The organism is Paenibacillus sp. CR_12, from assembly GCF_041953985.1.
Lineage (GTDB): Bacteria > Bacillota > Bacilli > Paenibacillales > Paenibacillaceae > Paenibacillus_AQ > Paenibacillus_AQ lautus_A.
Genome location: NZ_JAVFHO010000002.1, coordinates 1280276 through 1302391, shown reverse-complemented (window position 1 = coordinate 1302391; position 22116 = coordinate 1280276). Strand labels below are relative to the sequence as shown.

Annotated in this window: 19 protein-coding genes and 1 pseudogene; 19 read left to right on the top strand and 1 reads right to left on the bottom strand. The window is 52.1% G+C overall.

Annotated features, from left to right (window positions below; genetic code table 11):
• Window positions 1–2 precede the first annotated feature (2 nt).
• The 9 genes and pseudogenes from RB297_RS09650 to ylqF all read left to right on the top strand — a co-directional run bounded on the left by RB297_RS09650 (window position 3) and on the right by ylqF (window position 6890).
• Window positions 3–233, top strand: coding sequence for a KH domain-containing protein (locus tag RB297_RS09650; protein ID WP_006211360.1), 231 nt, complete (start codon window positions 3–5; stop codon window positions 231–233).
• Window positions 234–345: 112 nt separating this feature from the next.
• The gene (gene rimM / locus RB297_RS09645; RefSeq protein ID WP_096776716.1) at window positions 346–867 is read left to right on the top strand and encodes a ribosome maturation factor RimM; all 522 of its coding nucleotides are present in this window, start codon (window positions 346–348) and stop codon (window positions 865–867) included.
• Window positions 868–870: 3 nt separating this feature from the next.
• On the top strand, window positions 871–1689 hold the full coding sequence (gene trmD / locus RB297_RS09640) for a tRNA (guanosine(37)-N1)-methyltransferase TrmD (RefSeq protein WP_277746403.1): 819 nt from the start codon (window positions 871–873) through the stop codon (window positions 1687–1689).
• A gap of 167 nt (window positions 1690–1856) precedes the next feature.
• Window positions 1857–2282: pseudogene (locus RB297_RS09635) on the top strand (collagen-like repeat preface domain-containing protein); the annotation flags it as partial.
• A gap of 30 nt (window positions 2283–2312) precedes the next feature.
• Window positions 2313–4409 (top strand): hypothetical protein, encoded by a 2097-nt coding sequence (locus RB297_RS09630; RefSeq protein WP_375120603.1) that lies wholly within the window; start codon window positions 2313–2315, stop codon window positions 4407–4409.
• Between the two features lie 113 nt (window positions 4410–4522).
• Window positions 4523–4666, top strand: coding sequence for a hypothetical protein (locus RB297_RS09625; RefSeq protein WP_176502426.1), 144 nt, complete (start codon window positions 4523–4525; stop codon window positions 4664–4666).
• Window positions 4667–4900: 234 nt separating this feature from the next.
• Window positions 4901–5245, top strand: a complete 345-nt coding sequence (gene rplS / locus RB297_RS09620) for a 50S ribosomal protein L19 (RefSeq protein ID WP_015736355.1) — start codon at window positions 4901–4903, stop codon at window positions 5243–5245.
• A gap of 102 nt (window positions 5246–5347) precedes the next feature.
• The gene (gene lepB, locus RB297_RS09615) at window positions 5348–5962 is read left to right on the top strand and encodes a signal peptidase I (protein WP_036663956.1); all 615 of its coding nucleotides are present in this window, start codon (window positions 5348–5350) and stop codon (window positions 5960–5962) included.
• 61 nt (window positions 5963–6023) lie between these two features.
• Window positions 6024–6890, top strand: coding sequence for a ribosome biogenesis GTPase YlqF (gene ylqF, locus RB297_RS09610; RefSeq protein ID WP_192571259.1), 867 nt, complete (start codon window positions 6024–6026; stop codon window positions 6888–6890).
• A gap of 103 nt (window positions 6891–6993) precedes the next feature.
• Here the strand turns inward: ylqF and RB297_RS09605 are convergent, their stop codons facing one another.
• Window positions 6994–8034: a LacI family DNA-binding transcriptional regulator gene (locus tag RB297_RS09605; protein WP_096774534.1), complete on the bottom strand. Its 1041-nt coding sequence runs from the start codon at window positions 8032–8034 to the stop codon at window positions 6994–6996.
• Window positions 8035–8542: 508 nt separating this feature from the next.
• Between RB297_RS09605 and RB297_RS09600 the strand changes: the two genes are divergently transcribed.
• The 10 genes from RB297_RS09600 to RB297_RS09555 all read left to right on the top strand — a co-directional run bounded on the left by RB297_RS09600 (window position 8543) and on the right by RB297_RS09555 (window position 22066).
• The gene (locus tag RB297_RS09600; protein ID WP_228468976.1) at window positions 8543–9466 is read left to right on the top strand and encodes an ABC transporter permease; all 924 of its coding nucleotides are present in this window, start codon (window positions 8543–8545) and stop codon (window positions 9464–9466) included.
• Window positions 9467–9482: 16 nt separating this feature from the next.
• The gene (locus RB297_RS09595) at window positions 9483–10364 is read left to right on the top strand and encodes a carbohydrate ABC transporter permease (protein WP_096774532.1); all 882 of its coding nucleotides are present in this window, start codon (window positions 9483–9485) and stop codon (window positions 10362–10364) included.
• 51 nt (window positions 10365–10415) lie between these two features.
• Window positions 10416–12017, top strand: coding sequence for an ABC transporter substrate-binding protein (locus RB297_RS09590; RefSeq protein WP_375120320.1), 1602 nt, complete (start codon window positions 10416–10418; stop codon window positions 12015–12017).
• A gap of 83 nt (window positions 12018–12100) precedes the next feature.
• Window positions 12101–13570: a glycoside hydrolase family 32 protein gene (locus RB297_RS09585; protein WP_375120319.1), complete on the top strand. Its 1470-nt coding sequence runs from the start codon at window positions 12101–12103 to the stop codon at window positions 13568–13570.
• Window positions 13571–13606: 36 nt separating this feature from the next.
• Window positions 13607–14491 (top strand): ROK family protein, encoded by an 885-nt coding sequence (locus tag RB297_RS09580; protein WP_375120318.1) that lies wholly within the window; start codon window positions 13607–13609, stop codon window positions 14489–14491.
• Between the two features lie 92 nt (window positions 14492–14583).
• Window positions 14584–18399: a GH32 C-terminal domain-containing protein gene (locus tag RB297_RS09575; RefSeq protein WP_375120317.1), complete on the top strand. Its 3816-nt coding sequence runs from the start codon at window positions 14584–14586 to the stop codon at window positions 18397–18399.
• A gap of 250 nt (window positions 18400–18649) precedes the next feature.
• Complete coding sequence (locus RB297_RS09570) at window positions 18650–19267, top strand: ribonuclease HII (RefSeq protein ID WP_009590921.1); 618 nt, start codon at window positions 18650–18652, stop codon at window positions 19265–19267.
• Window positions 19268–19347: 80 nt separating this feature from the next.
• Window positions 19348–21375 (top strand): hypothetical protein, encoded by a 2028-nt coding sequence (locus tag RB297_RS09565; RefSeq protein ID WP_375120316.1) that lies wholly within the window; start codon window positions 19348–19350, stop codon window positions 21373–21375.
• A complete protein-coding gene (locus tag RB297_RS09560) occupies window positions 21372–21686 on the top strand; it encodes an EscU/YscU/HrcU family type III secretion system export apparatus switch protein (protein ID WP_375120315.1) in 315 nt (104 codons plus the stop codon). Before RB297_RS09565 ends, RB297_RS09560 begins: the two co-directional genes overlap by 4 nt.
• A complete protein-coding gene (locus tag RB297_RS09555) occupies window positions 21683–22066 on the top strand; it encodes a YraN family protein (RefSeq protein ID WP_192571266.1) in 384 nt (127 codons plus the stop codon). The genes RB297_RS09560 and RB297_RS09555 overlap by 4 nt, the downstream gene beginning before the upstream one ends.
• Window positions 22067–22116 lie beyond the last annotated feature (50 nt).

Sequence of the window (22116 nt, the reverse complement as noted above, 5' to 3'; positions counted from 1 at the left end):
CTATGGAAGAATTAGTTCGCGTTATTGCTAAGGCTTTAGTGGATCATCCAGAAGATGTGACTGTGAAAACCGTTGAGAAGGAGCACTTGATTGTATATGAACTGTACGTGCATCCTGACGATGTCGGGAAGGTCATAGGCAAACAAGGGCGTATCGCCAAATCATTGCGTACAGTCGTTACATCGGCGGCAGTTAAAATGGATAAACGGGTGACCGTTGATATCATTTCTTAAAATATACGAAAGGGGGTTAGGATGCATGTCCTAGCCCTTTTTCGTACATGCTGAAGAAATCAGCCGGTCATACCAGCTTAGAACGTTCATTAAGTGATGCAGGAGGAAGACCATGTCTGAAAAGTTGTATACCGTAGGCAAAATCGTGAACACGCACGGCATTCGCGGCGAAGTTAAGGTCATGCCGCATACGGATTTTGCCGACCAGCGTTTTGCCGCGAAGAGCAAGCTGTATATCGTTCCCGACAAAGGGAATATGATTGAAGTAACGGTCGAAACATCCCGCTTTCATAAAAACATGTATGTCCTGAAATTCAAGGAGCTTCATGGGATTAACGAGGCTGAAAAATATAAGGGCTCGCTGCTGAAAATCACCGAGGATCTTCAGGAGGAGCTTCCGGAGAACGAGTACTATTTCCACGAGATCATTGGTTGCAAGGTGATGACGGATGAGGAACCGGCTGAGGAGCTTGGCACGATTTCCGAGATTTTGACGCCAGGCGCCAATGACGTATGGGTTGTCAAAACGCCTAAGGGAAAAGAAATTCTACTCCCGGCCATACCGGATGTCGTACTGGATGTCGACAAGGAATCGAAGCTAGTCCGCGTGCATCTTATGGAAGGGTTGTTATAGTCCATGCGGATTGATGTGTTGACGCTGTTTCCCGAAATGTTTGATGGCGTGTTCCATTCGAGTATTCTGGGTAAAGCGGCTGAGAAAGAAATCGTGAACCTGAATGCCATCAACTTCCGCCAGTATGCCGGGAACAAGCATGGGCAGGTCGATGATACGCCATATGGCGGGGGTGGCGGAATGGTGTTAAAACCGGACCCGATTTTTGCTGCGGTAGAGGACATCCTCGCTTCGGATCCGAATGAGATTTCGAATCATGGGGAGGGAGTTCATCCTGCCGGAGAGATTTCGGCGGATATCACCGGCCCAGCCAAGCCTCCGCGAGTCATTCTGATGTGCCCGCAAGGAGAGACTTTTACGCAGAAGAAGGCGGAAGAGCTGTCTCAAGAAGAGCATCTGGTGTTTATATGCGGGCATTACGAAGGTTACGATGAACGAATCCGCGAGTTTCTCGTGACGGATGAGTTATCCATCGGAGATTACGTGCTTACCGGCGGAGAGCTGCCGGCCATGGTGGTCATCGATTCCGTCGTCCGATTGCTGCCGGGTGTACTTGGGAATGAAACCTCGGCGGTGACGGATTCATTCAGTACGGGCCTGCTGGAATACCCGCACTATACACGTCCGGCGGAGTTCCGCGGCTGGAAAGTGCCGGATATTTTGCTAAGCGGTCATCATGCGAATATCGATGTATGGCGCCGTGAACAAGCGCTTAAACGAACATGGGAAAGACGCCCTGAATTATTGGAGGGACTGGAGCTTTCGAAACAGGATACGGCGTATCTTGAGAAATTACGTGCCCAAAGCGGCAAGGCAAAATGAAACGAATAACTTGGATGACGAAAAGAGAGGGCTTCTCGTAAATGGGCCTTCTCTTTTTTTGTTGCGGCTCAACTGTAAGATTTCGAACCTATTGTTCGCCCAGTGAATAATCTGCAGATATGGGTGTTTGCTGAGTCGTAGAGAAGCAGAACGAGGAGTGAAGCATATTGGATTCCCCACGGAGAGGAAATCGCGGCAAATTGAAGTGCACGCCTTCACGAAAAATAGCGCCCAGGCGAACGAGGTTAAGAGAGCTTTGGTTGAGTCGCCTGGTTTGGTCGTTTCGCCAATTGAGAGCACTTGTCCGCATATTCATTGAGCAACCGGTACATGAAAACTTCATTCGTCTAAAAAGACAAGTTCGACGGATCCAAAAAATGTTGTTGTCTTCCAATATGTCACTATCTAAAAGCGAAAAGCGATTTATCCGAATGGCTGCTGAACAAGTATTAGTTATTTCTAATATGAACAATAGCAGAGAAATTATAGATCGAATAAACTTTTTTGCAGTACTTATCCTTTCTTATGCCGAGCGCATTGGAATAGGAAGATTGATTAGATCATCCGTTCTCGAAATTAGCAGTTCGCTCAACAGATGGGGTTATGCACAAGAAAGAATGGATTTGATTCCATTACACAACTTGGTCGATAATCTCCCGTTATATATTGCGGACGCAGTGACGAATCCAGGGATGGAATCCGCGAATAGATTAGGAGTTGTTTTTGAAGATATCAATCAACAAGTATCCCGTTTGGGCGCTTCTGCAGCGCAGCGGGAAGCTCCGCAGACAGCGTCCCAGAACGTAATAGCATCACTGGTGGAAGGCGCGTCTCCGATGCAAGTGAATGATCGATTGATGAATTATACCAATATGCTTGGAGAAACGGTAACAACTTTGGATATACCGACAACTGATCGGAATGGGTTGTTGTTTTCTTTGTTATCTGTTTCAAGAATAAGTGCCGAGAGCGTTCAAAGTATGATGATGCAGGATTTCGTTGAAAATGTACAAGATCTAACGGGACCGACGGGCGAATCTGGAGCTACAGGTGCCCAAGGAGTACCGGGTGTTCCTGGGGCAGCGGGGTCAACGGGCGCAGCAGGCGCAAGAGGAGCGACGGGTGCAGGAGGAGCAAGAGGAGCGGCGGGAGCGGTAGGTGTAAGAGGAGTGGCGGGTGCAGCAGGCGCAAGAGGAGCGACGGGAGGGGTAGGGGCAGCGGGGTCAACGGGCGCAGCAGGCGCAAGAGGAGCAACCGGAGAGACAGGAGCAATGGGAGCAACGGGAACAACAGGAGCTACGGGAACAACAGGAGCTACGGGAGCAACTGGGGTAACAGGAACCACGGGAGTGACAGGAGCAACCGGGGTAACGGGAGCGACAGGAGAAATTGGTGCAACAGGAGGAACAGGAGCAACTGGAGCAACTGGGGTAACAGGAGCAACAGGAGAAACTGGGGCAACAGGAGAAACGGGGGTAACAGGGGCAACAGGTGCAACAGGTGTAACTGGGGTAACTGGAGCGACAGGGGCAACAGGAGCAACGGGTGCAACAGGAGCCACAGGAGTAACAGGGGTAACAGGAGCAACAGGAGCCACTGGAGCCACCGGAGAGACAGGAGCAACAGGAGTAACAGGAGCCACGGGTGCAACGGGAGTAACAGGAGGAACAGGGGCAACCGGAGCAACAGGTGTAACAGGAGCAACGGGAGCAACAGGAGCAACGGGGGTAACAGGAGTCACGGGAGCAGCCGGTGCAACAGGAGCGACAGGAGTAACAGGAGCAACAGGAGCGACAGGAGCAACCGGAGAGGCAGGAGCAACGGGGGTAACAGGGGCAACAGGAGAAACTGGGGCAACGGGAGTCACGGGAGTAACGGGAGGAACAGGGACAACAGGGGCAACCGGTGCTACCGGAGCTACAGGTGAAACGGGAGCGACAGGTGTAACGGGGGCAACCGGAGAGACAGGAGCCACGGGAGCAACCGGAGCCACAGGAGAAAGAGGAGCAACGGGGGCAACGGGAGCCACAGGAGCCACCGGAGGAACAGGAGTAACTGGTGCAACCGGAGTAACGGGAGCAACTGGAGTAACAGGGCTAACAGGAGTAACAGGGGCAACCGGAGCCACAGGTGTGACTGGGGAAAGAGGAGCAACGGGGGCCACGGGAGCAACAGGAGAAAGAGGAGAAAGAGGAGCCACGGGAGCAACAGGAGTAACTGGTGCAACCGGAGCAACGGGAGCAACAGGAGTAACAGGAGCAACGGGAGCAACCGGTGCAACAGGTCCGGCAGGCCCGACGGGTCCAACCGGCTCCACAACCCTTGTGGGAGGTAGTGTGATCTATGCCAGCAATGGAGTCGCTCAAAATGTGGCTACCAACTCGCCGGTTACTTTTTCAACAAGCACACTTCAAGGTGTAACCTTTAACGGTACCACGACGCTGACCATCGTGACAGCTGGCTTCTACTACTTTGACTGGCAGATTTCGCTTGAAACGGGTTCGACGGCGCCTAATACTTTCGGAATCGTTGTCAACGGTAATACGACAAATACGGCGAACATGAACTCGAATTCAACCAACGCCGAAGTATCAGGATCTGCCGTCATCAATTTAAGCGCAGGTAATACCGTTGGGCTCTATAATTTATCGCCGGTCAGTAAATCGATAACGGCACCGCAAACCGCTGCAAGAATTTCTATCTTTAGAATTGGCTCATAGCCCAGTATTGTATACTTCAGTGTCAATTTTTTTAATATGGTTGATGCATCGTCTCCTTCGGTGGGTAATATGTATCTGAAGAAACACTTGAGATTACTGGGAGGCATCATGTCATGACAGAACATCGACAACAACAGGAAGCAAAAATAGAAGAAACAAACCATACTGAAGTTCAATTCCAAACGGTAGACGACATCCTGGAATACTATGGCAAACGCCACAAAGGCTTGCATGACTCGAAAGAAAACGTAAATTAAGTTCAGCCTAACCGCTTCCGGCATGATCTTCATGCTGGAAGTGGTTTTTTAAAGACCAGTGAGCGTTGAGCGGGTTTATAGATGAGGGTGTAAAGATAAAACACTTGATTCAGTCAGCAAAATATGTTATTATTTCTTTTGTTGTGAATACGGTGGTCCGCTGCGGATAATGAAGGAAATACATAGAGTTTCCGGAAGATGCAAGAACACCTGTGTGAGAGGAGGGAGTCCTAGATGAATATCGTTCAAGCGATTACTCAAGAACAACTTCGTAAAGATATTCCGAGCTTTCGTCCTGGTGATACTTTAAAAGTACACGTTAAGGTTATCGAGGGAACTCGTGAGCGTATCCAGTTGTTTGAAGGTGTAGTAATTAAACGTCGCGGTGGCGGAATCAGTGAGACTTTTACCGTTCGTAAAATTTCTTACGGTGTTGGTGTGGAAAGAACTTTCCCAATCAACTCGCCTAAAATCGATAAAATCGAAGTGGCTCGCCGTGGTAAAGTGCGTCGTGCGAAGCTTTATTATCTTCGTGAACTGCGCGGTAAAGCAGCGAGAATTAAAGAAATTCGTCGTTAATTACAAGGCGGTAAAAGGGGCTTGTGCGTATATACAAGCCCCTTTTGTATATCCAAAAATCGTTATCATGCGAAAGCGATCTATAGGGAAGGACGGTGGATTATGGAGAAAGATCAACACCAGGAGGCCATTGAAACCAACGTGGGGAAACCGGCCAAAAAGGCTAAGAACGAGCTTGTAGAATGGCTGAAGGCTCTTCTCATTGCGCTGGTTCTCGTCGTTCTCATTCGCTGGCTTCTCTTTAAACCGTTTATTGTGCAGGGACCATCGATGGAACCTAACTTTGTTTCGAATCAGAAGCTGATCGTCAACGAGATTTTATATGATATCCGCAAACCCGAGCGTGGCGAAGTTATCGTGTTCCATGTTCCTGACGAGGGCAGGGATTTCATTAAACGCGTGATCGCGGTTGCCGGTGATACGGTTAAAGTGGAAGGCGATAAAGTGCTTGTCAACGGGGAACCTGTGAATGAAACCTACATACAGGAAGCAATTGATCAAGCCCATGCTGAAAATCGATTATACAATAACACGGATTTTCCGAACTCGTTTGTTCAGGACGGCGTTGTCCCTGAGGGCCATGTGTTCGTGATGGGGGATAACCGCTCCAACAGTACCGACTCCCGAATGATAGGATATGTTCCTTTGGGGGATATTATCGGTCGAGCAGACTTGATTTTCTGGCCGATTAAAGACATAGGGCTCATCAACCATTAGCCAGCCGCATGGCGCTATAGAAACGATGAAAGTTTGCAGAGCAAAGTAGAGGTGACGACGTTTGACAATACAATGGTTTCCTGGACATATGACCAAAGCGCGCCGTCAAATTCAGGAGAAGCTGAAGCTGATCGATGCCGTTATAGAACTGATCGATGCGAGGCTTCCGCTCTCAAGCCGAAATCCGATGATCGACGAGATTTTGCAGGGCAAGCCGCGGCTCGTTATTATGAATAAAGCCGATTTGGCCGATCCTGAGGTTACAAGGCAATGGCAGGCCTATTTTAAAGAAAACGGACTGACGGCTTTTCCCGTCGATGCATCCACGGGGACAGGCGTTAAGGATATTCCGAACCAGATTAAGCTGCTGCTGAAAGAGAAGATCGACAAACAAATCGCCAAGGGCATGAACCCGCGAGCGATGCGCGTGTTGATTGTAGGCATACCGAATGTTGGCAAATCCACGCTGATTAACCGGCTTGCCGGTCGTAACATCGCGGAGACGGGAGACCGTCCGGGCGTCACGAAAGGGCAGCAGTGGATCAAGGTGGCCGGCGGTGAGATGGAATTGCTGGATACCCCCGGTATTTTGTGGCCGAAGTTCGAGGATCAGAATGTAGGATACCGCTTAGCGGTAACCGGTGCCATCAAAGAGGAAATATTGAACGTAGAGGATATTGCCTTTTTTGCGATCAAATATTTCGCCAACTATTACTGGGAAACGATGAGCGAGCGCTTTGACCTAAAGGAGCGCCCGACGGATCTGGACAACCCGGATGAAATCGTCGCGGTCATGGAGGCGATCGGAAGAAAACGCGGCTGCATCGTAAGCGGCGGAAGAGTCGATCTGGAAAAAGCCTCAAGCCTATTCCTGCGTGAGCTTCGCGCAGGGAAGCTTGGGCGGTATTCCATGGAATCGCCTTATTGATTCGTTTAAGGGAGAATGCACTGTCTCTCCCACCCCATTAAACCGAAAGAACCGTTCAGCCGAATACCGGCAGAACGGTTCTTTTTTCTTAAAAAGGATAAAACTAGTCTGTTTTTTCGGTCGATGCCCTGAAGATCGGCTTGGTTTGGATATGGGTGACTTGATAGGGCAACGCCGGCTCTTTCACCCGGGACAACAGCATATTAGCCGCAGCAATTCCCATTTCATCGCTATAGATATGTACCGTTGATAAATGGGGTTCAACGATGCGCGATTCAGGCGCATTATCGAAGCCGCATACGGCAATGTCGCCGGGGATGGCGATATGGCTATTCTTCAAGGCTTTCATCACATTGACCGCAATAAAATCATTGGCGCATACAAAAGCGGACGGCAACTGTTTCATCTGTTTCAGCCGCTTCTCCATCCAGTCGGACTCGGAGAAAAACTCGCGGTCCGGGTTTAGGACACACTGTTCCGGATCCAGCCGGACCCCCATCTCGGTCAAAGCCCGATTAAATCCCACCCAGCGTTCGTTAAAGCTCTTGCAATGCCGGATGTCCCCGATGAATCCCAAAGACGCGTTGCCCTGCTCGATGAGCTGCTTGGTCATGTGGCAGGTGCTGTGTTCATTCTCCATCAGAAGCAAATCCGCCTGCAAGTCCGGGTAGAACATGTCAGCGGCACAATCGATAAATACGGTAGGCAGGCCCAGGCTTGTGAGCTCCTTGCTGTAGTCCATATCAAATAACTCGATACATATGATGCCATCCACTTTGGAGGATTCAAAATTGTTAGGCAGCGTCCGAGAGCTTCGATCGATGTCACGGACAATATGAATGGACAGGTTATATCCTTCCGCGCTGATTCGTTTCTCAAGCCCGCTGATTAATCGCGAGCCAAAATGGGAGGTGCTTGGGAGATTCGCCGTCAGAAGAGCGATGTTTCCCGGGTTTTTGGTCAGCAGATTGTCCGTCTCCATGAAAGCAAACTGTTTGTATTTCAGTTCAATCGCTTTTCGGATAACCTTGCTGCGCGTCTCGTCCGGAATACTTTCGCTTCCGTTCAGAGCCTTGGATGCCGTGTTTCTGGAGATCCCCAGTGCATCGGCAATATCTTGAATTGTGACTTTTTCTTTCGTCATGTATCTGATTTCACCTCAAATGATCAAGTTCATGCGAAGGTCCGCTGTTTCTTCCAGTCGCTTATGACCTCTGAATATCTTAAATCAAATGTATAATAGATTAGCCCAAATAGCAACCTTGACTTTACAAATGCACAATATATTTAACATTTAAACAGAAGAGGTTTTGTCATTTTCCTGGTTGCCATTTATTTATATTGGCTGAAACATCATCTAACAAGGAAAAAAATAATAAATCCTTCCAACTTTATAAGGAAAAGAGCTTCTGTTGCTCATTTTTATGAATGGAAGAGGAAATAAATGAACAAATAATGTTGTCAATTGCACAAATTAAATTTTACAAATACTATTGACTGATGTTACATCATTTGATAAATTGTAAAAGCGACATTCAACATAAGTGAAAAATGAAAGCCTTTTCTGTAAGCAATATGTAAACTTCTCTAGAAAGAACGGGGGAACAGGTTTGAGACATTCAGTGGAACCAGCCAATCAGGGGGCAGGGGTAATCAGGGGACGGAGCTCCGCAGGTCGAACGCTCGCTTTCATCAAGAAAAACTATTTTCTGTACATACTGCTGGCCCCGGCGCTTATATTGACCCTTATTTTCAAGTACGTTCCGATGTACGGTGCCGTTATCGCATTTAAGGATTTCAGCCCGATTAAAGGAATCCTCGGGAGCGAGTGGGTCGGGCTCAAGCATTTTGAAAAATTTATCGCCTCGCCAAATTTTGACGTCATTTTTATGAATACGCTTAAATTGAGTTTTTTTGGTCTTATCTTTAGCTTTCCGGTGCCGATCCTGCTTGCGCTCATGTTAAACCAGGTTCGCAAAGCGGCAGTCAAGAAAAATATTCAATTGTTCCTGTACGCGCCCAATTTCATCTCGGTGGTCGTCATTGTCGGGATGCTGTTTATCTTCTTGTCCCCGACGGGGCCGATCAATCAATTGGTCATTTGGATGACGGGAAGTCCGCTGATGTTTATGTCGCAGCCGGAATACTTCAGGTGGATTTATATTCTATCAGATATATGGCAGGGTGCCGGATGGGCCTCCATCATCTATGTAGCTGCTCTTGCGAATGTGGACCCCGAGCTGCATAACGCGGCCAGCCTGGACGGAGCTAACCTTCTCCAGCGCATCCGACATATCGATCTGCCTACGATTAGGCCGATTATGGCGATCGTCTTCATACTGGCGGCGGGTGGCATTATGTCCATAGGCTTTGAAAAGGCGTATCTGATGCAAACCTCGATGAATCTTCCTACTTCGGAGATTATCGCTACCTATGTGTACAAGGTCGGCTTACAGTCAGGCGATTATGCGTACTCGGCAGCCGTTGGTTTATTCAACTCCGTCATCAATGTCATTTTGCTCGTAACGGTGAACTTTATTGTCAGAAAACTCAATGAAGGCGAAGGCCTCTACTAGGAAAGGAGTCATACTCATGGCCGTCAAACATTCTCGCTTCGACCGCTTTCTGTTGTCATTAAACGCGATCTTTTTAACGCTTGCCGTACTGGTCGTTGTCGTTCCCTTGGTTTACATTGTGGTGGCCTCGTTCATGGATCCCACCGTGCTGCTGAATCAAGGACTATCTTTTAAAATCTCCGATTGGAGCCTGGAAGGATATCAGATGATTCTGTCCAATCCCGCGATGCTCCGCGGATTTGGCAATGCCGTTTTGTATTCGACGGCATTTGCGCTTCTCACGGTAACGGTTTCGGTCTGTGCGGGATACGCGCTTTCGGAGAACCGGCTGGCCGGACGCCATTTTTTCATGACGTTGTTCATTATCACCATTTTTTTCGGAGGCGGACTGATCCCTACGTATTTGCTTGTAAGGGAGCTTGGCATGCTCAATACGGTATGGGCCGTGATCATCCCCGGCGCGGTGAATGTGTGGAACATCATTTTGTCACGAACCTTCTTCAAAGGAGTGCCGAATGAATTGAAAGAGGCCGCCAATGTGGATGGGGCTACCGATATGAAAATCTTTGTCCGGATCGTTCTGCCGTTATCCAAACCCATTATCTTTGTGCTCGCCCTGTATGCCTTCGTGGGCCAGTGGAACGCATTCTTCGATGCCATGATCTATCTGGACGATCCCAAGCTGCACCCGCTGCAGCTCGTTCTACGATCGATTCTCATACAAAACCAGGCTGCGCCGGGCATGATCAGCGACCAGCTTGCGATGGCGGAACTGAAACGGCTCTCGGAAATGATTAAATATTCGGCGATCGTGATCTCCAGCCTTCCGCTATTGATTATGTATCCGTTCTTCCAAAAGTACTTCGAGAAAGGTGTTATGGTAGGCTCTCTCAAATAGCGGGCCGCTTCAACATAGTTATCCAAATACAGGATTCGGGAGGTCATTGATATGAATACGAAGAGATCCAAGAAACATAACGGTAAAAAAGCGGTAACCCTGACAGCTCTGGCAGCCGTGCTGCTCTTGTCCGGGTGCGGCAAGGGCGGGGAAGCCTCAAATGAGTCGCCGGACGGTAAAGTCACCTTGAACGTCCTGACGCAAAGTTCGCCGCTGGCTCCTGCCGACCCTAACGAGAAGCTGATCAACAAGCGCCTGGAGGAGAAAACGGGTATTCACATCCAGTGGAAGAATTATACAAGCGATGTATTTGCGGAAAAACGCAATCTGGCCGTAGCGAGCGGAGATTTGCCCGATGCCATCTTCGATGCGGGGTACGGAGATTACGATCTGCTGAAGCTGGCAAAGGACGGAGTCATCATTCCCGTGGAGGATTTAATCGAACAGCATATGCCCAATCTGAAAAAAGTGCTGGAGGAAGCACCGGAATACGTCAACATGATTACGGCGCCGGATGGGCATATTTATTCCTTTCCATGGATCGAGGAGTTGGGCTCAGGGAAAGAGCGGATTCAATCGGTGGATAACTTCCCATGGATTAACGTGGAGTGGCTCGACGCCCTGGGGCTGGATATGCCAACTACGACGGAAGAGCTGAAAACCGTATTAAAGGCGTTCAAAACCCAAGATCCGAACGGCAACGGACAGGCTGACGAAATACCGCTTTCCTTCATTAATAAGCCGGGCGGGGAGGATCTGACATTCCTGTTTGCTTCATTCGGCTTGGGCGAGAACTGGGATCACACCGTTGTTACGGATGACGGCAAGGTGGTGTTCACCGCCGCAGAGGAAGGGTATAAGGAAGCCATAGCATTCATTCACGAATTGTATGAAGAGGGATTAATCGACATCGAAGCATTCCAGCAGGATTGGAATACCTACCTGGCCAAGGGAAAAGACCATCGGTACGGCATGTATTTTACGTGGGATAAAGCCAACATCACGGGCATGAATGATACGTATGATCTGATGCCGCCGCTTGCAGGGCCAACCGGCGAGATCAATGTAACGAGGACGAACGGAATCGGACTGGACCGGGGAAGATTGGTCATTACCAGCAGCAACAAGAAGCTGGAAGAAACGGCAAAATGGATTGATGCCATGTATGAACCGCTCCAATCGGTTCAGAACAACTGGGGAACTTACGGCGACGATACCCAGCAGAATATTTTTGAGCTGGATGAAGCCAAAGGGATGCTGAAGCACCTTCCGCTTGAAGGCACGGCTCCGGTAGAGCTTAGACAAAAAACAAGCATCGCGGGGCCGCTTGCGATCCTGGACGAGTATTATGGAAAATACACCACGATGCCGGATGATGCGGCGTGGAGGCTCAAACTCATGAAAGACGTCATGGTACCGCACATGAAAGCGGAGAATACATACCCGAAAGTATTCTTCTCCATCGACGAGTTGGATCGCTTATCCACGATTGAAGCGGACTTGTTCCCTTACCTGGAAAGAATGCGCACCGAATGGTATCAGAATGGAAAAGTAGATCAGGAATGGGATGCTTATCTGAAGGAATTGGATCGACTTGGGCTTCAGGAGTGGCTGACGATCAAACAAACGGGATACGACAGAAACATGAAGTAACCGAGTGGAATCGAGCGGCCGTTCCTGCATATCGTTGAAGTACGGTCGTAAATCCATGATAACGATAATGAAGGAGATCACAAATGACGAACACGGAACAGCAAAACTATCGGAATGCCTACCATTTTTCACCTCAGAAGAACTGGATGAATGATCCTAACGGCATGGTCTATTTTAATGGGGAATACCATTTGTTTTATCAGCATCACCCATTTGGCACCACATGGGGACCCATGCACTGGGGACATGCGGTCAGCAAGGATCTGGTTTCCTGGAAAGAGCTCCCCATTGCGTTAGCGCCGGATGAGCATGGCACGATCTTCTCAGGCAGTGCGGTTGTGGACTGGGACAATACCAGCGGATTTTTCGACGAAGAGCCCGGGCTTGTGGCGATCTTCACGCACCATCATGATGTGCCGGGCGCTCAGCAAATGATGCAGTACCAAAGTCTGGCGTACAGCAAGGACGAAGGAAGAACGTGGAAGAAGTATGACGGCAATCCGGTCCTTAGCCATGACAGCTATGTTGATTTTCGGGATCCCAAAGTGTTCTGGCATGAGCCGTCGTCGCAGTGGGTGATGATTGTGGCATGCGGGCAGACGGTATGTCTCTATCGATCTTCAAACTTAAAGGAATGGGTATTTGCCAGCGAGTTTGGAGAGGGCATCGGATTTCATGATGGGGTCTGGGAATGTCCGGACCTGTTCCCCCTTGCAACGGAAGACAGTGGAGTGCGATGGGTCATGCTTGTCAGCATTGGGGATGATCCGGCCTTCGTCGAGGGCTCCAGAACGCAATATTTCATTGGAGATTTTGACGGGACAACGTTTATGCCGGATGAACGCTCCAAAGGTGAAGTACGGTGGCTGGATTACGGCAGAGATAATTATGCCGGGGTCAGCTGGTCGGACATTCCGGCAGCGGATGGCAGAAGGCTGTTCATCGGCTGGATGAGCAATTGGAAATACGCAAACCTGACGCCAACGGATGGTTGGAGGGGAGCCATGACCTTGGTCCGGGAACTCAAGCTGGAGACGCTGGAAGGCGAAGTCATGCTAACGCAGCAGCCGGTTCGAGAAATGGAAGCGCACCGCACCGAGTTGCTTTCCTTGCATGGTATCGCTGTGGATGAAGCCGCTGTCCGGTTAGCCGATCTGCAGTTGGAGAGCAGCGAGATCCTTGTCCGCTTTGATGCTGCATTTTCGCTTGGTTTGAAAGTAAGGACAGGATTAGGGCAAGAGACCTTGGTTGGCTGGGATGCAAGAGCTGCCGAGGTTTACGTGGATCGCAGCCGTTCAGGGCAGGCGGATTTCCATAAGGATTTCCCGGGCAAGCATTCGGCACCGCTACAGACATCGGGCTCTATTCTGGAGATGCGGATTTTCGTGGATCGTTCGTCCGTGGAACTGTTCGCGGATCGCGGGCAGGCGGTGATCACGGATTTGATTTATCCTGATCCTGCTTCAACGGGAATAACCGTATTTGCCGATGATGGCCGGAAGGTGATAGAGTCCCTGCAAGTCTATGAGTTTTCTTCATCTAGTGGCCAGTAAAAGTACGATGAATGAGTAATAAGGAGATTCGGCGTTATGCGTATTGGAGCAGTGGAAGCGGGCGGCACCAAATTTGTCTGCGGTATCGGGAATGAAAACGGAATCGTCGAGGATCGCATCAGCTTTCCGACAGGACCGCCGGAGGGCACATTATCCAGAGCCATTTCCTATTTCCAGGACCATGAGGTGGAAGCCATTGGCATCGGATCGTTTGGACCCATCGATCTGAAGCCGGAGAGCCCGACATACGGGTATGTAACGTCAACACCGAAACATGGTTGGTCGCAGATCAATGTCCTCGGTAACATGAAGTCGCATATGGATATTCCCTTTGGCTGGGATACGGATGTCAATGCAGCTGCATTGGGCGAGGCGACTTGGGGAGCGGCCAAGGGGCTGAACAGCTGCGCTTATTATACGGTGGGTACAGGTCTTGGGATCGGCCTTTATTCCGAAGGCCGGCTGGTTCATGGATTGGTACATCCGGAGGGCGGGCATGTTCCCGTGAGACGCCATACCGAAGATGCCTTTGGAGGAACCTGTCCTTACCATGGCGATTGCTTGGAAGGATTGGCAGCTGGACCGGCGCTTGAAGCCCGATGGGGGTTGAAAGGACATCTGCTGCCGGCCGACCATCCCGCTTGGGAAATCGAAGCCTATTATATAGCGCAGTCCATTACCGGACTGATTCTGACGAATTCCCCGGAGAAGATCATACTGGGCGGCGGCGTTATGCAGCAGGCTCAGCTGTATCCCCTCATTCGTGCAGAGGTGAGGCGCAATTTGAACGGATATGTGCTTGCCGACGAAATTGTACATGATATCGAACATTATATAGTTCCCCCAGTATTAGGCACTCAGTCCGGGTTATGCGGAGCATTGGCTCTGGGAATCCGGGCATGGCAAGATTCGCAATCCTAAACAGGTCTGTCATCAGGAGATCAGCCCGATTGTTCGGGCTGTTCCTTCCTACCTATATAACGTGGGGTAAAGAATCGAAAAGAGGTGGATATATGAAATTACCGCAGGGTGTACATACAAAGTTGCTGCGCACGATGTCTACGATCACGATGACCTTGTTGCTGGCGACAAGCGTCGTTCCGGATTCGGCATGGGCGGCGTCAGCGATCCATGAAGAGAATGCAGCTTTGAAGGGGAAAGGAGAAAACGACATTTTTGAAAGCGCATCCAATGTAAATACCAACCTCGAGGGGTGGGAGTTGAAGGGCAACGGCAGGATGGAACAAACGGCAGAAGGTTTACGGCTTAGTTCCGATTCAAGTGAGAACGCAGCGGCGATCTCCGCAACCAGAGCGGATGATTTTGTCTATGAAGCCGATGTGATGATTACGGATATGCAAGCAGATGCTTCGCTGGTCTTTCGTTCAAGCGTTGACGGCTGGTCATCGTATATGCTGCAAATCGTGCCCAGCGCAGGCTTGGTACGCCTCAAGGATGCCCGCGAAGGGAATGGAAGATTGAAGGTGGAAAAAGCGGTCGCGTTGAGTCGGGGGGACATCGTTCACCTTAAGGTCAAGGTGGTAGGCAGCAATATCGAGGTATATTGGGGAAGCCAATATGAACCGATGATTGAAGTCGATGATACGGCTTATTCCACAGGATACCTGGGTCTTCATGTGTGGGACGGTTCCGCCCTGTTTCAAAATATCAAGGTGAGCGAGTGGAAAGGCAACCTGTTCGGACCGGCAAATACGAGCGGGGACTGGCAGCCTGACATCATAGGGCTTAAGGGATCGGCATCGAAGGGGCTCGAAGCCTACAGGATCTATAAGAATGCGGCTGCGGATTATGTGCTGGAAGGCAATATCACCTTAGGGGGACAGGCTGAAGCCGGGTTCTATTGGAGAGGGAACGATCAAGGAACGGAGGGATACGAAGCCGTATTCAGGAGAGAGGATGATCAGGTCCGGGTAACGCTGGAAACCTCGGATGGAAAGGTGATTGGCGCATCGAGCCGTACCTACCCAAGCCTGCCAAGAAGTGCGCACCATGTGGAGATCCACATCTCCGGAGACAGTATTCAAATGGCTGTAGATGGTTACGAACCCGCTGCGATCCGCGTATCCGACGGAAGTTACGCGGGTGGATCGATCGGGATGAAGGTAAAGTCCGGAACGGCTTACTTTCAGGACGTTTACGTAACCCCGATGGCGGATTATTATACAGAGGAATATCGTCCGCAGTATCACTATAGCCCAATCCGAGGCTCGGCAAGCGATCCGAACGGATTGGTCTATTTTGAGGGGGAGTATCATCTCTTCCATCAGGACGGAGGCCAGTGGGCGCATGCGGTCAGCCGGGATCTGGTGCATTGGAACCGGCTGCCGATCGCACTGCCTTGGAACGATCTCGGACATGTCTGGTCGGGTTCTGCCGTAGCCGATACAACGAACGCTTCAGGCCTGTTCGGGGATTCTGGAGGCAAAGGGCTCATTGCCTACTACACATCCTTCAATCCTGATCGGCCGGGCGGGAATCAGAAGATCGGACTCGCTTACAGCACCGATCACGGACGGACCTGGACGTATTCGAAAGAACGGCCGATCCTCATCGAGAACCCGGGCAAACAGGGCGATGATCCGGGAGGATGGGATTTTCGCGATCCTAAAGTGGTACGGGATGAAGCCAACAACCGCTGGATCATGGTGGTATCAGGGGGAGATCATATCCGTTTCTTTACCTCCGACAATCTGGTCGATTGGACCTTAACGGACCGTTTCGGGTATGGGGAATATATCCGTGGAGGCGTGTGGGAATGCCCGGATCTGTTTCAGCTTGCCGTGGACGGCTCCGGTCAGCGCAAATGGGTGTTGATGATCAGCAGCGGCGCTAATCCGAACACCCAAGGCTCCGATGCGGAATATTTTATCGGCGATGTGACGCCAGACGGCAAATTTATGAATGATCATACGGCCGGGACCGTGCTGAGAACGGATTGGGGCAAGGAATTCTACGCCTCCATGTCTTTCTCCGACCTGCCGGACAATCGAAGAATCATGCTGGCATGGATGACGAACTGGGATTACCCCTTCAGTTTTCCGACTTCGGGCTGGAAAGGTCAGCTGACCATCCCTAGAGAGCTGTCGCTCAGAACGACGAGTGAGGGGATACGTCTGCACCAGTCTCCAATCTCTGAGCTAGAGACCCTCCGGAATACGGTAATCCATGTGAATAACAGGCAAGTGACGGAGACCTCGCAGAATGTGTTAAAGGGGATTCAGGCCGGCGCGTTTGAAATCGAGGCGGAAGTCGAGATTCCGACAGACAGCAGCGAGCTGGAATTCGGCTTCCGGCTGCGGGAAGGCGGCGGACAACAGACGGTGGTCGGTTATAACAACTCCGCGCATCACATGTTCATTGACCGTTCGGCATCGGGAACCACGGATTTCTCCAGCCTGTTCTCGACCGAACACAAAGCTTTGCTGCACCCCGTAGATGGAGTGGTCAAGCTGCGTATTTATGTCGATGAATCTTCCGTCGAGGTGTTCGGCAATGACGGAAACATTGTGTTCTCGGACGTTATTTTTCCGGATCGGGCCAGACGGGGGATGAGCTTTTACACTCTAGGCGGCCAAGTAAAGCTGAAATCCCTGAAGGTGCATGAGCTGGATTCTGTGTGGAGGCCTCTTGATCCATCGGAGCCTGCTTCCCGCATCCTGTTGGATTCATACGAGCTGGACCTGTCCCGGGGACAGACCGAATCTTTGTACGCTGCCATGGATCGTGTCCCGGGCAACGGGAAGAAACCTTTGGTATGGACATCCAGTCATCCCGATACGGTCCGGATTATTTCATCCGATGAGACCCATGCCGTATTGAAAGCGGCGAATGCGGGAGAAGCCGTCATTACGGCCTCAACCCCAAACGGAAAAATATCGGCGAGCACCCGCGTGTTGGTCTCAAGCGGAACATTCAAAACGAATCTGACGGGATGGAAACCGGATCTTAACGCCTCGAAGTGGGTCCTTACCGAGCATGGAATCCGGGGCAGCCATTCGAGCGATGCTAATTATATGGCGCAAGAGAGGGCAGGAGACTTCACGTTCGAGGGAGACATGCGGCTTGGGGAAGCAGGCGGTGCCGGATCCATGCTGTTTCGGGCAAGCGGGGACGGCCGCAGCGGATATTATCTGAATTTGGATCCTGGTTTGAAGTCGATTCGGCTCTTCTACATGGTCGAAGGTCGATTCGAGGAACGTCAAGTCCTGGCCAGCGTCCCCGGCTTTATCCAAGGGGGAAGAGCTTATCACCTGAGGATTGAAGCGAAAGGTCCGCATATTCAAGTCGGCGTGGACGGGAAGACGGTAATCGATGTGATGGACGGGACATTTGCCGAAGGACATTTTGGGGTCAATGTGTTCGGCGGACAGGCTTCCTATCAAAATGTCTACGTCCGTCATTCGTCTGAAGCTCGACTGACGAAAACCAGCATCACGAACGAAGCCGTGAACAAGGCGATCCATACCGAGAAATCCGTAAACGGCGAACCCGTTACCGTGAAGGAATCAACGGGTACGGGCAACCTGCTATGGGTATGGGTACCGACAGGAGAAGAAGGCACGTATTCCATTCGCACGCCGGAAGGGAAGGCTTTGGATGTGGATACCGGGCTGAACCGGATTCAGTTATACACGTATCTCGGTTATAACAATCAGCGGTGGAGAGTAGAACGTCAGGAAGATGATACGGTAACCATCCGATCCGTCCACGATGGACGGGCGCTTGCCGTAAAGGCTGACGGTTCGGGGCTGGAATTGAATGAGCCGGATGCCGCTTCGGATCGTCAGCGATGGCGGCTTGGGCTTTGAAGCCAAGGATCGATAAATCGAATAAAGGGAAGAGCTGCCGCTGTCGGCGGCTCTTTTTTTCGGGGAGTATAACCGATGGTTCGCCGATGGACGAACCCATTCCTGCCGGGATGCGGAACGGGATAAAAGGGTGACGCTCCCTGGCGAGTATGATACTCTAGAAGAGTTACTAGATTGATAGAATAGATGCGATACACCGTGTGAACGAATAGGCAACAAACGGTAATTCGGAACCAAAGGGGTTAAACCTATGACAGATTTATTAATGTACGAGCGAGAGTATTGGAGCCGTTATATACATATTGCAGGCATCGACGAGGTCGGCCGCGGTTGTTTGTTCGGCGATGTGGTCGCTGCGGCGGTCATTATGCCGGAGGGGCTGGTCATTGAAGGAATTAACGATTCGAAGAAACTCAGTGCCAAGAAGCGGGAAACCCTATACGACCTTATCATGGAGCAGGCGCTGGCGGTCGGCGTCGGTTTGGTGGATGCGGAAACGATTGACCGCATTAACATTAAACAAGCGGCAAGACTTGCGATGAAGAAGGCGATCGAGCAGTTGGCGGTTCCCCCACAGTTTCTGCTTGTTGATGCCGAGAAGGTGGATTGCGATATTCCCCAGCGTGCCATCATTAAAGGGGACGCCAACAGCCAGTCCATTGGGGCAGCTTCCATTATAGCCAAGGTCACCCGCGATAGGCTGTGCGAGGGGGAATGGGAGGCGCGTTATCCGGAATACGGAATCGCCGTACATAAAGGCTATGCTACCAAGTTTCACCGGGAACAGCTGCAGCTGCACGGACCTACCGCCATGCATAGAAGAAGCTTTTTGAAAAATATGGAGATTGAGCAATTGTCCTTGTTCTAGATTTCGATGCAGCCCGCCCTCGTCAAAAGGCGGGCTGCTGCCGATATATAAGGTAAACAGAAGGTGTGGGAGGAACTATCGTGAACATCGGATCGTTGATTCGCGGACTCCTGGGCGAGCAGAAGCCGGGAGACGCCAAGACGTTGGAACTTAAGCCGGGTCAAGTCGTTCGCGGTGTCGTTATGAACGTATCGGAGGACGGGCAGGAAGCGGTGGTGCAGATCCAGGGCGTTCAAGTGAAAGCGAAGCTGGAAACGCCGCTCCGAGCCGGGGAAACGGCTCTGCTGCAGGTTCAGCCGCCGGGAGAGGGAGGGACAGCCGTGCTTAAGCCTCTCAGCCAAACGCCGGGACAGCCGTTGTCCCCTTCATCCATGGCTGAGGTGCTGGATTTTGCGGGTCTACCGGATACGAAGGAAAACCGCGAAATGATCCGGGGCATGCAGAACGCGGGAGTTCCCCTGACGAAGGACAATATTGCCATGTTCCGAGAGGCTTTGGCCGTAAAGCCTCCTCAGATCCCGGCCGCGGAATGGGCGGAGTCGGCTGCGATCGCGTTTCACCGCGGACTGCCGATTAGCCCTGAAAGCGTAAAGGGACTGCATCAGGCCGTATTCGGACCCCAGCTGCATCAGCTGTTGCAGTCGCTGGAGCAGCAGCTGACGTCTGCTCTAAGCAACGGTATCGGAGGCGCAGCGGCTGCCGGGAAAAATGCAGCGTCCGCTGCGCCTTCGACGGCAGCTGGCGCAGAGGCTACCGCTGCCGCGCAGCAGCAAACAGCAGCGAACAATGCTGCCGGCGTTGCCGCGCAGGCCGGCTCAGGTCAGCAGGCGCTGCTGACCAAGCTGCAGGGCCTGCTGCAGCAGCTGCGCGGCGAGCTCGCGCAGCCATGGGCCAGCGGCGGCACGGCAGCGCCTGCCGCCGGACAACCCGCCGCCGTGCCCACAGGGCCGGCGGCAGCTCTTGGCGAAGGGGCCGCAGGCCCTTCGCCAAAGCCGCCCACCCCCGGCGCGGAGCCGTGGGTGGGGCGGCTCTTGAAGCTGCTCGGTGCGGAGCACGAGCAGCAGGCCCTGCGCGGGGCCGGGACGGGCCCCGCGGGCGAAGCGGCGCGCAGTGGCAGCACCGTGCCAGCAGCGCCAGCCGGGCAGCCTGCCGCGACGCCCGGAAGCGGCACGGCCGCGGGCACGGCTCACGGCGCCGCCGCGCCCGGAGCGAATGCGGCCGTGACCGCATCGGCAGCTGCTCCAACGGCTGTAGGCGCAACTGTACCGGCTCCGGCCGCAGCGCAGCCAACCGCTGCTGCGGCAGCCCAAGCTTCCCTGCCCGCCACTCCTGCCTCTGGCAGCGGGGGCGCAGCAGCGAACATGCCAGGAGCCTCCGCCACGCCAGGGAATGCGGCAAACGCGAACCAGCAGGCGCCGGGTATTCCGAATGCTCAGACCGGCGCCGCGAATCAGCCGGGCTTGACGCACCCGGTAACGTCAACCGTACAGCAGCAAATAACCCAAGGCGTGCATCCGGCCGCCATGGCTTCAGGGCCATCGGGGGATTCGTCGCTTGCCCTGCAGGATACCCTGAAAGGGGTGCTGCTTCAGGTGCTGTCCAGCCAGGATGCGCCTCCGGCGCTGAAGGAAGCGGCCCAGCAGGTCATTCAGCATTTAACGGGCCAGCAGCTCTTGCTGAATACCGATCGAACGGCGCCGTTCGCTCAGATCACGCTGTTCATACCTTTGCATGGCGCCGACGGGGAACAGACCGCGTCCGTACATATTCAATCCCGCAGAGGCCGTAAAGGCGAGCTGGATGCAACCAACTGCAGGCTGTTGTTCGACCTGGATATGAAGTTTCTGGGGCAGACCCTGATCGATGTGCAGGTTGTTGACCGGATCGTCAGCCTTAACTTTCGGAATGATCAGCCATTTGCCGCGGAGCTGTTCGAAGGGACCAAGCAGGAGTTGGCACAAGCCGTTTCGTCGATCGGCTACCAATTGCTGAGCGTCAAAACAGAACCGCTGCCCCTGGATTCGCTGCCGGCAGCAGAAGATTCCGTGCAGGGAACGGCAGCCGAATACACCCCTCAGGTTTATAAAGGGGTGGACATGCGGATATGAGCAAGCTAGAGAAAGAGGAAGGGTCAATCACCGCCATGAAAAAGGCGGTTGCGCTTAAATATACGCCCGGCGAAAGCGAAGCGCCGGTCGTGGTTGCCAAGGGACAAGGCAAACTGGCGGAGTCTATATTGGATAAAGCCAAAGAGTATGGCGTTCCCGTGCAGGAAGATGCTGCCTTGGTGGAGATTCTCTCCAAGCTGGATCTGGATCAGCAGATTCCGGAGGAGCTGTACCAGCTGGTTGCGGAAGTGCTGACGTATGTTTATCGTGCGGATCGTCAAGCGAAGGACGGAGGGATGATGCCGTCATGACCTCGCCATCCGGAAAAAAGGACAACCGCAAGCAAAAAGGAGCGGCTGCCGAAGAATTGGCGGCCGCCGCCCTGATTAAAAAAGGATACCGGATTCTGGACCGGAACTGGCGCTGCCGTTTTGGAGAATTGGACATCGTGGCGGAAACAGGGGAGACTCTTGTGGTGATCGAGGTAAGGAGCCGAAGCGGTACGACCCGCTTCGGCACGCCCTCCGAGTCCGTGAACGCCCGCAAAGTGATGCAGGTCCGTAACACGGCCCAGCAGTATGTTCACCAGAAGCGTTATTACGAACGGACGATACGTTTCGACGTCATTTCGGTTATGCTCCGGGAAGACATGACGGCAGATTCGATGGATCATATCGAGAATGCATTTTAAGTTGGATCTGATCCGAATCGATAAGAATAACCATAGAAACAGGTGAGGGC

Excerpts from the sequence above, each read along its gene's own strand:
- RB297_RS09625 (WP_176502426.1), top strand. The coding sequence starts at position 4,523 with ATGACAGAACATCGACAACAACAGGAAGCAAAAATAGAAGAAACAAAC.
- RB297_RS09590 (WP_375120320.1), top strand. The coding sequence starts at position 10,416 with ATGAATACGAAGAGATCCAAGAAACATAACGGTAAAAAAGCGGTAACC.
- rimM (WP_096776716.1), top strand. The coding sequence starts at position 346 with ATGTCTGAAAAGTTGTATACCGTAGGCAAAATCGTGAACACGCACGGC.
- RB297_RS09650 (WP_006211360.1), top strand. The coding sequence starts at position 3 with ATGGAAGAATTAGTTCGCGTTATTGCTAAGGCTTTAGTGGATCATCCA.
- RB297_RS09560 (WP_375120315.1), top strand. The coding sequence starts at position 21,372 with ATGAGCAAGCTAGAGAAAGAGGAAGGGTCAATCACCGCCATGAAAAAG.
- RB297_RS09595 (WP_096774532.1), top strand. The coding sequence starts at position 9,483 with ATGGCCGTCAAACATTCTCGCTTCGACCGCTTTCTGTTGTCATTAAAC.
- rplS (WP_015736355.1), top strand. The coding sequence starts at position 4,901 with ATGAATATCGTTCAAGCGATTACTCAAGAACAACTTCGTAAAGATATT.
- RB297_RS09575 (WP_375120317.1), top strand. The coding sequence starts at position 14,584 with ATGAAATTACCGCAGGGTGTACATACAAAGTTGCTGCGCACGATGTCT.
- RB297_RS09555 (WP_192571266.1), top strand. The coding sequence starts at position 21,683 with ATGACCTCGCCATCCGGAAAAAAGGACAACCGCAAGCAAAAAGGAGCG.
- RB297_RS09580 (WP_375120318.1), top strand. The coding sequence starts at position 13,607 with ATGCGTATTGGAGCAGTGGAAGCGGGCGGCACCAAATTTGTCTGCGGT.
- lepB (WP_036663956.1), top strand. The coding sequence starts at position 5,348 with ATGGAGAAAGATCAACACCAGGAGGCCATTGAAACCAACGTGGGGAAA.
- RB297_RS09605 (WP_096774534.1), bottom strand. The coding sequence starts at position 8,034 with ATGACGAAAGAAAAAGTCACAATTCAAGATATTGCCGATGCACTGGGG.
- RB297_RS09570 (WP_009590921.1), top strand. The coding sequence starts at position 18,650 with ATGACAGATTTATTAATGTACGAGCGAGAGTATTGGAGCCGTTATATA.
- trmD (WP_277746403.1), top strand. The coding sequence starts at position 871 with ATGCGGATTGATGTGTTGACGCTGTTTCCCGAAATGTTTGATGGCGTG.
- RB297_RS09585 (WP_375120319.1), top strand. The coding sequence starts at position 12,101 with ATGACGAACACGGAACAGCAAAACTATCGGAATGCCTACCATTTTTCA.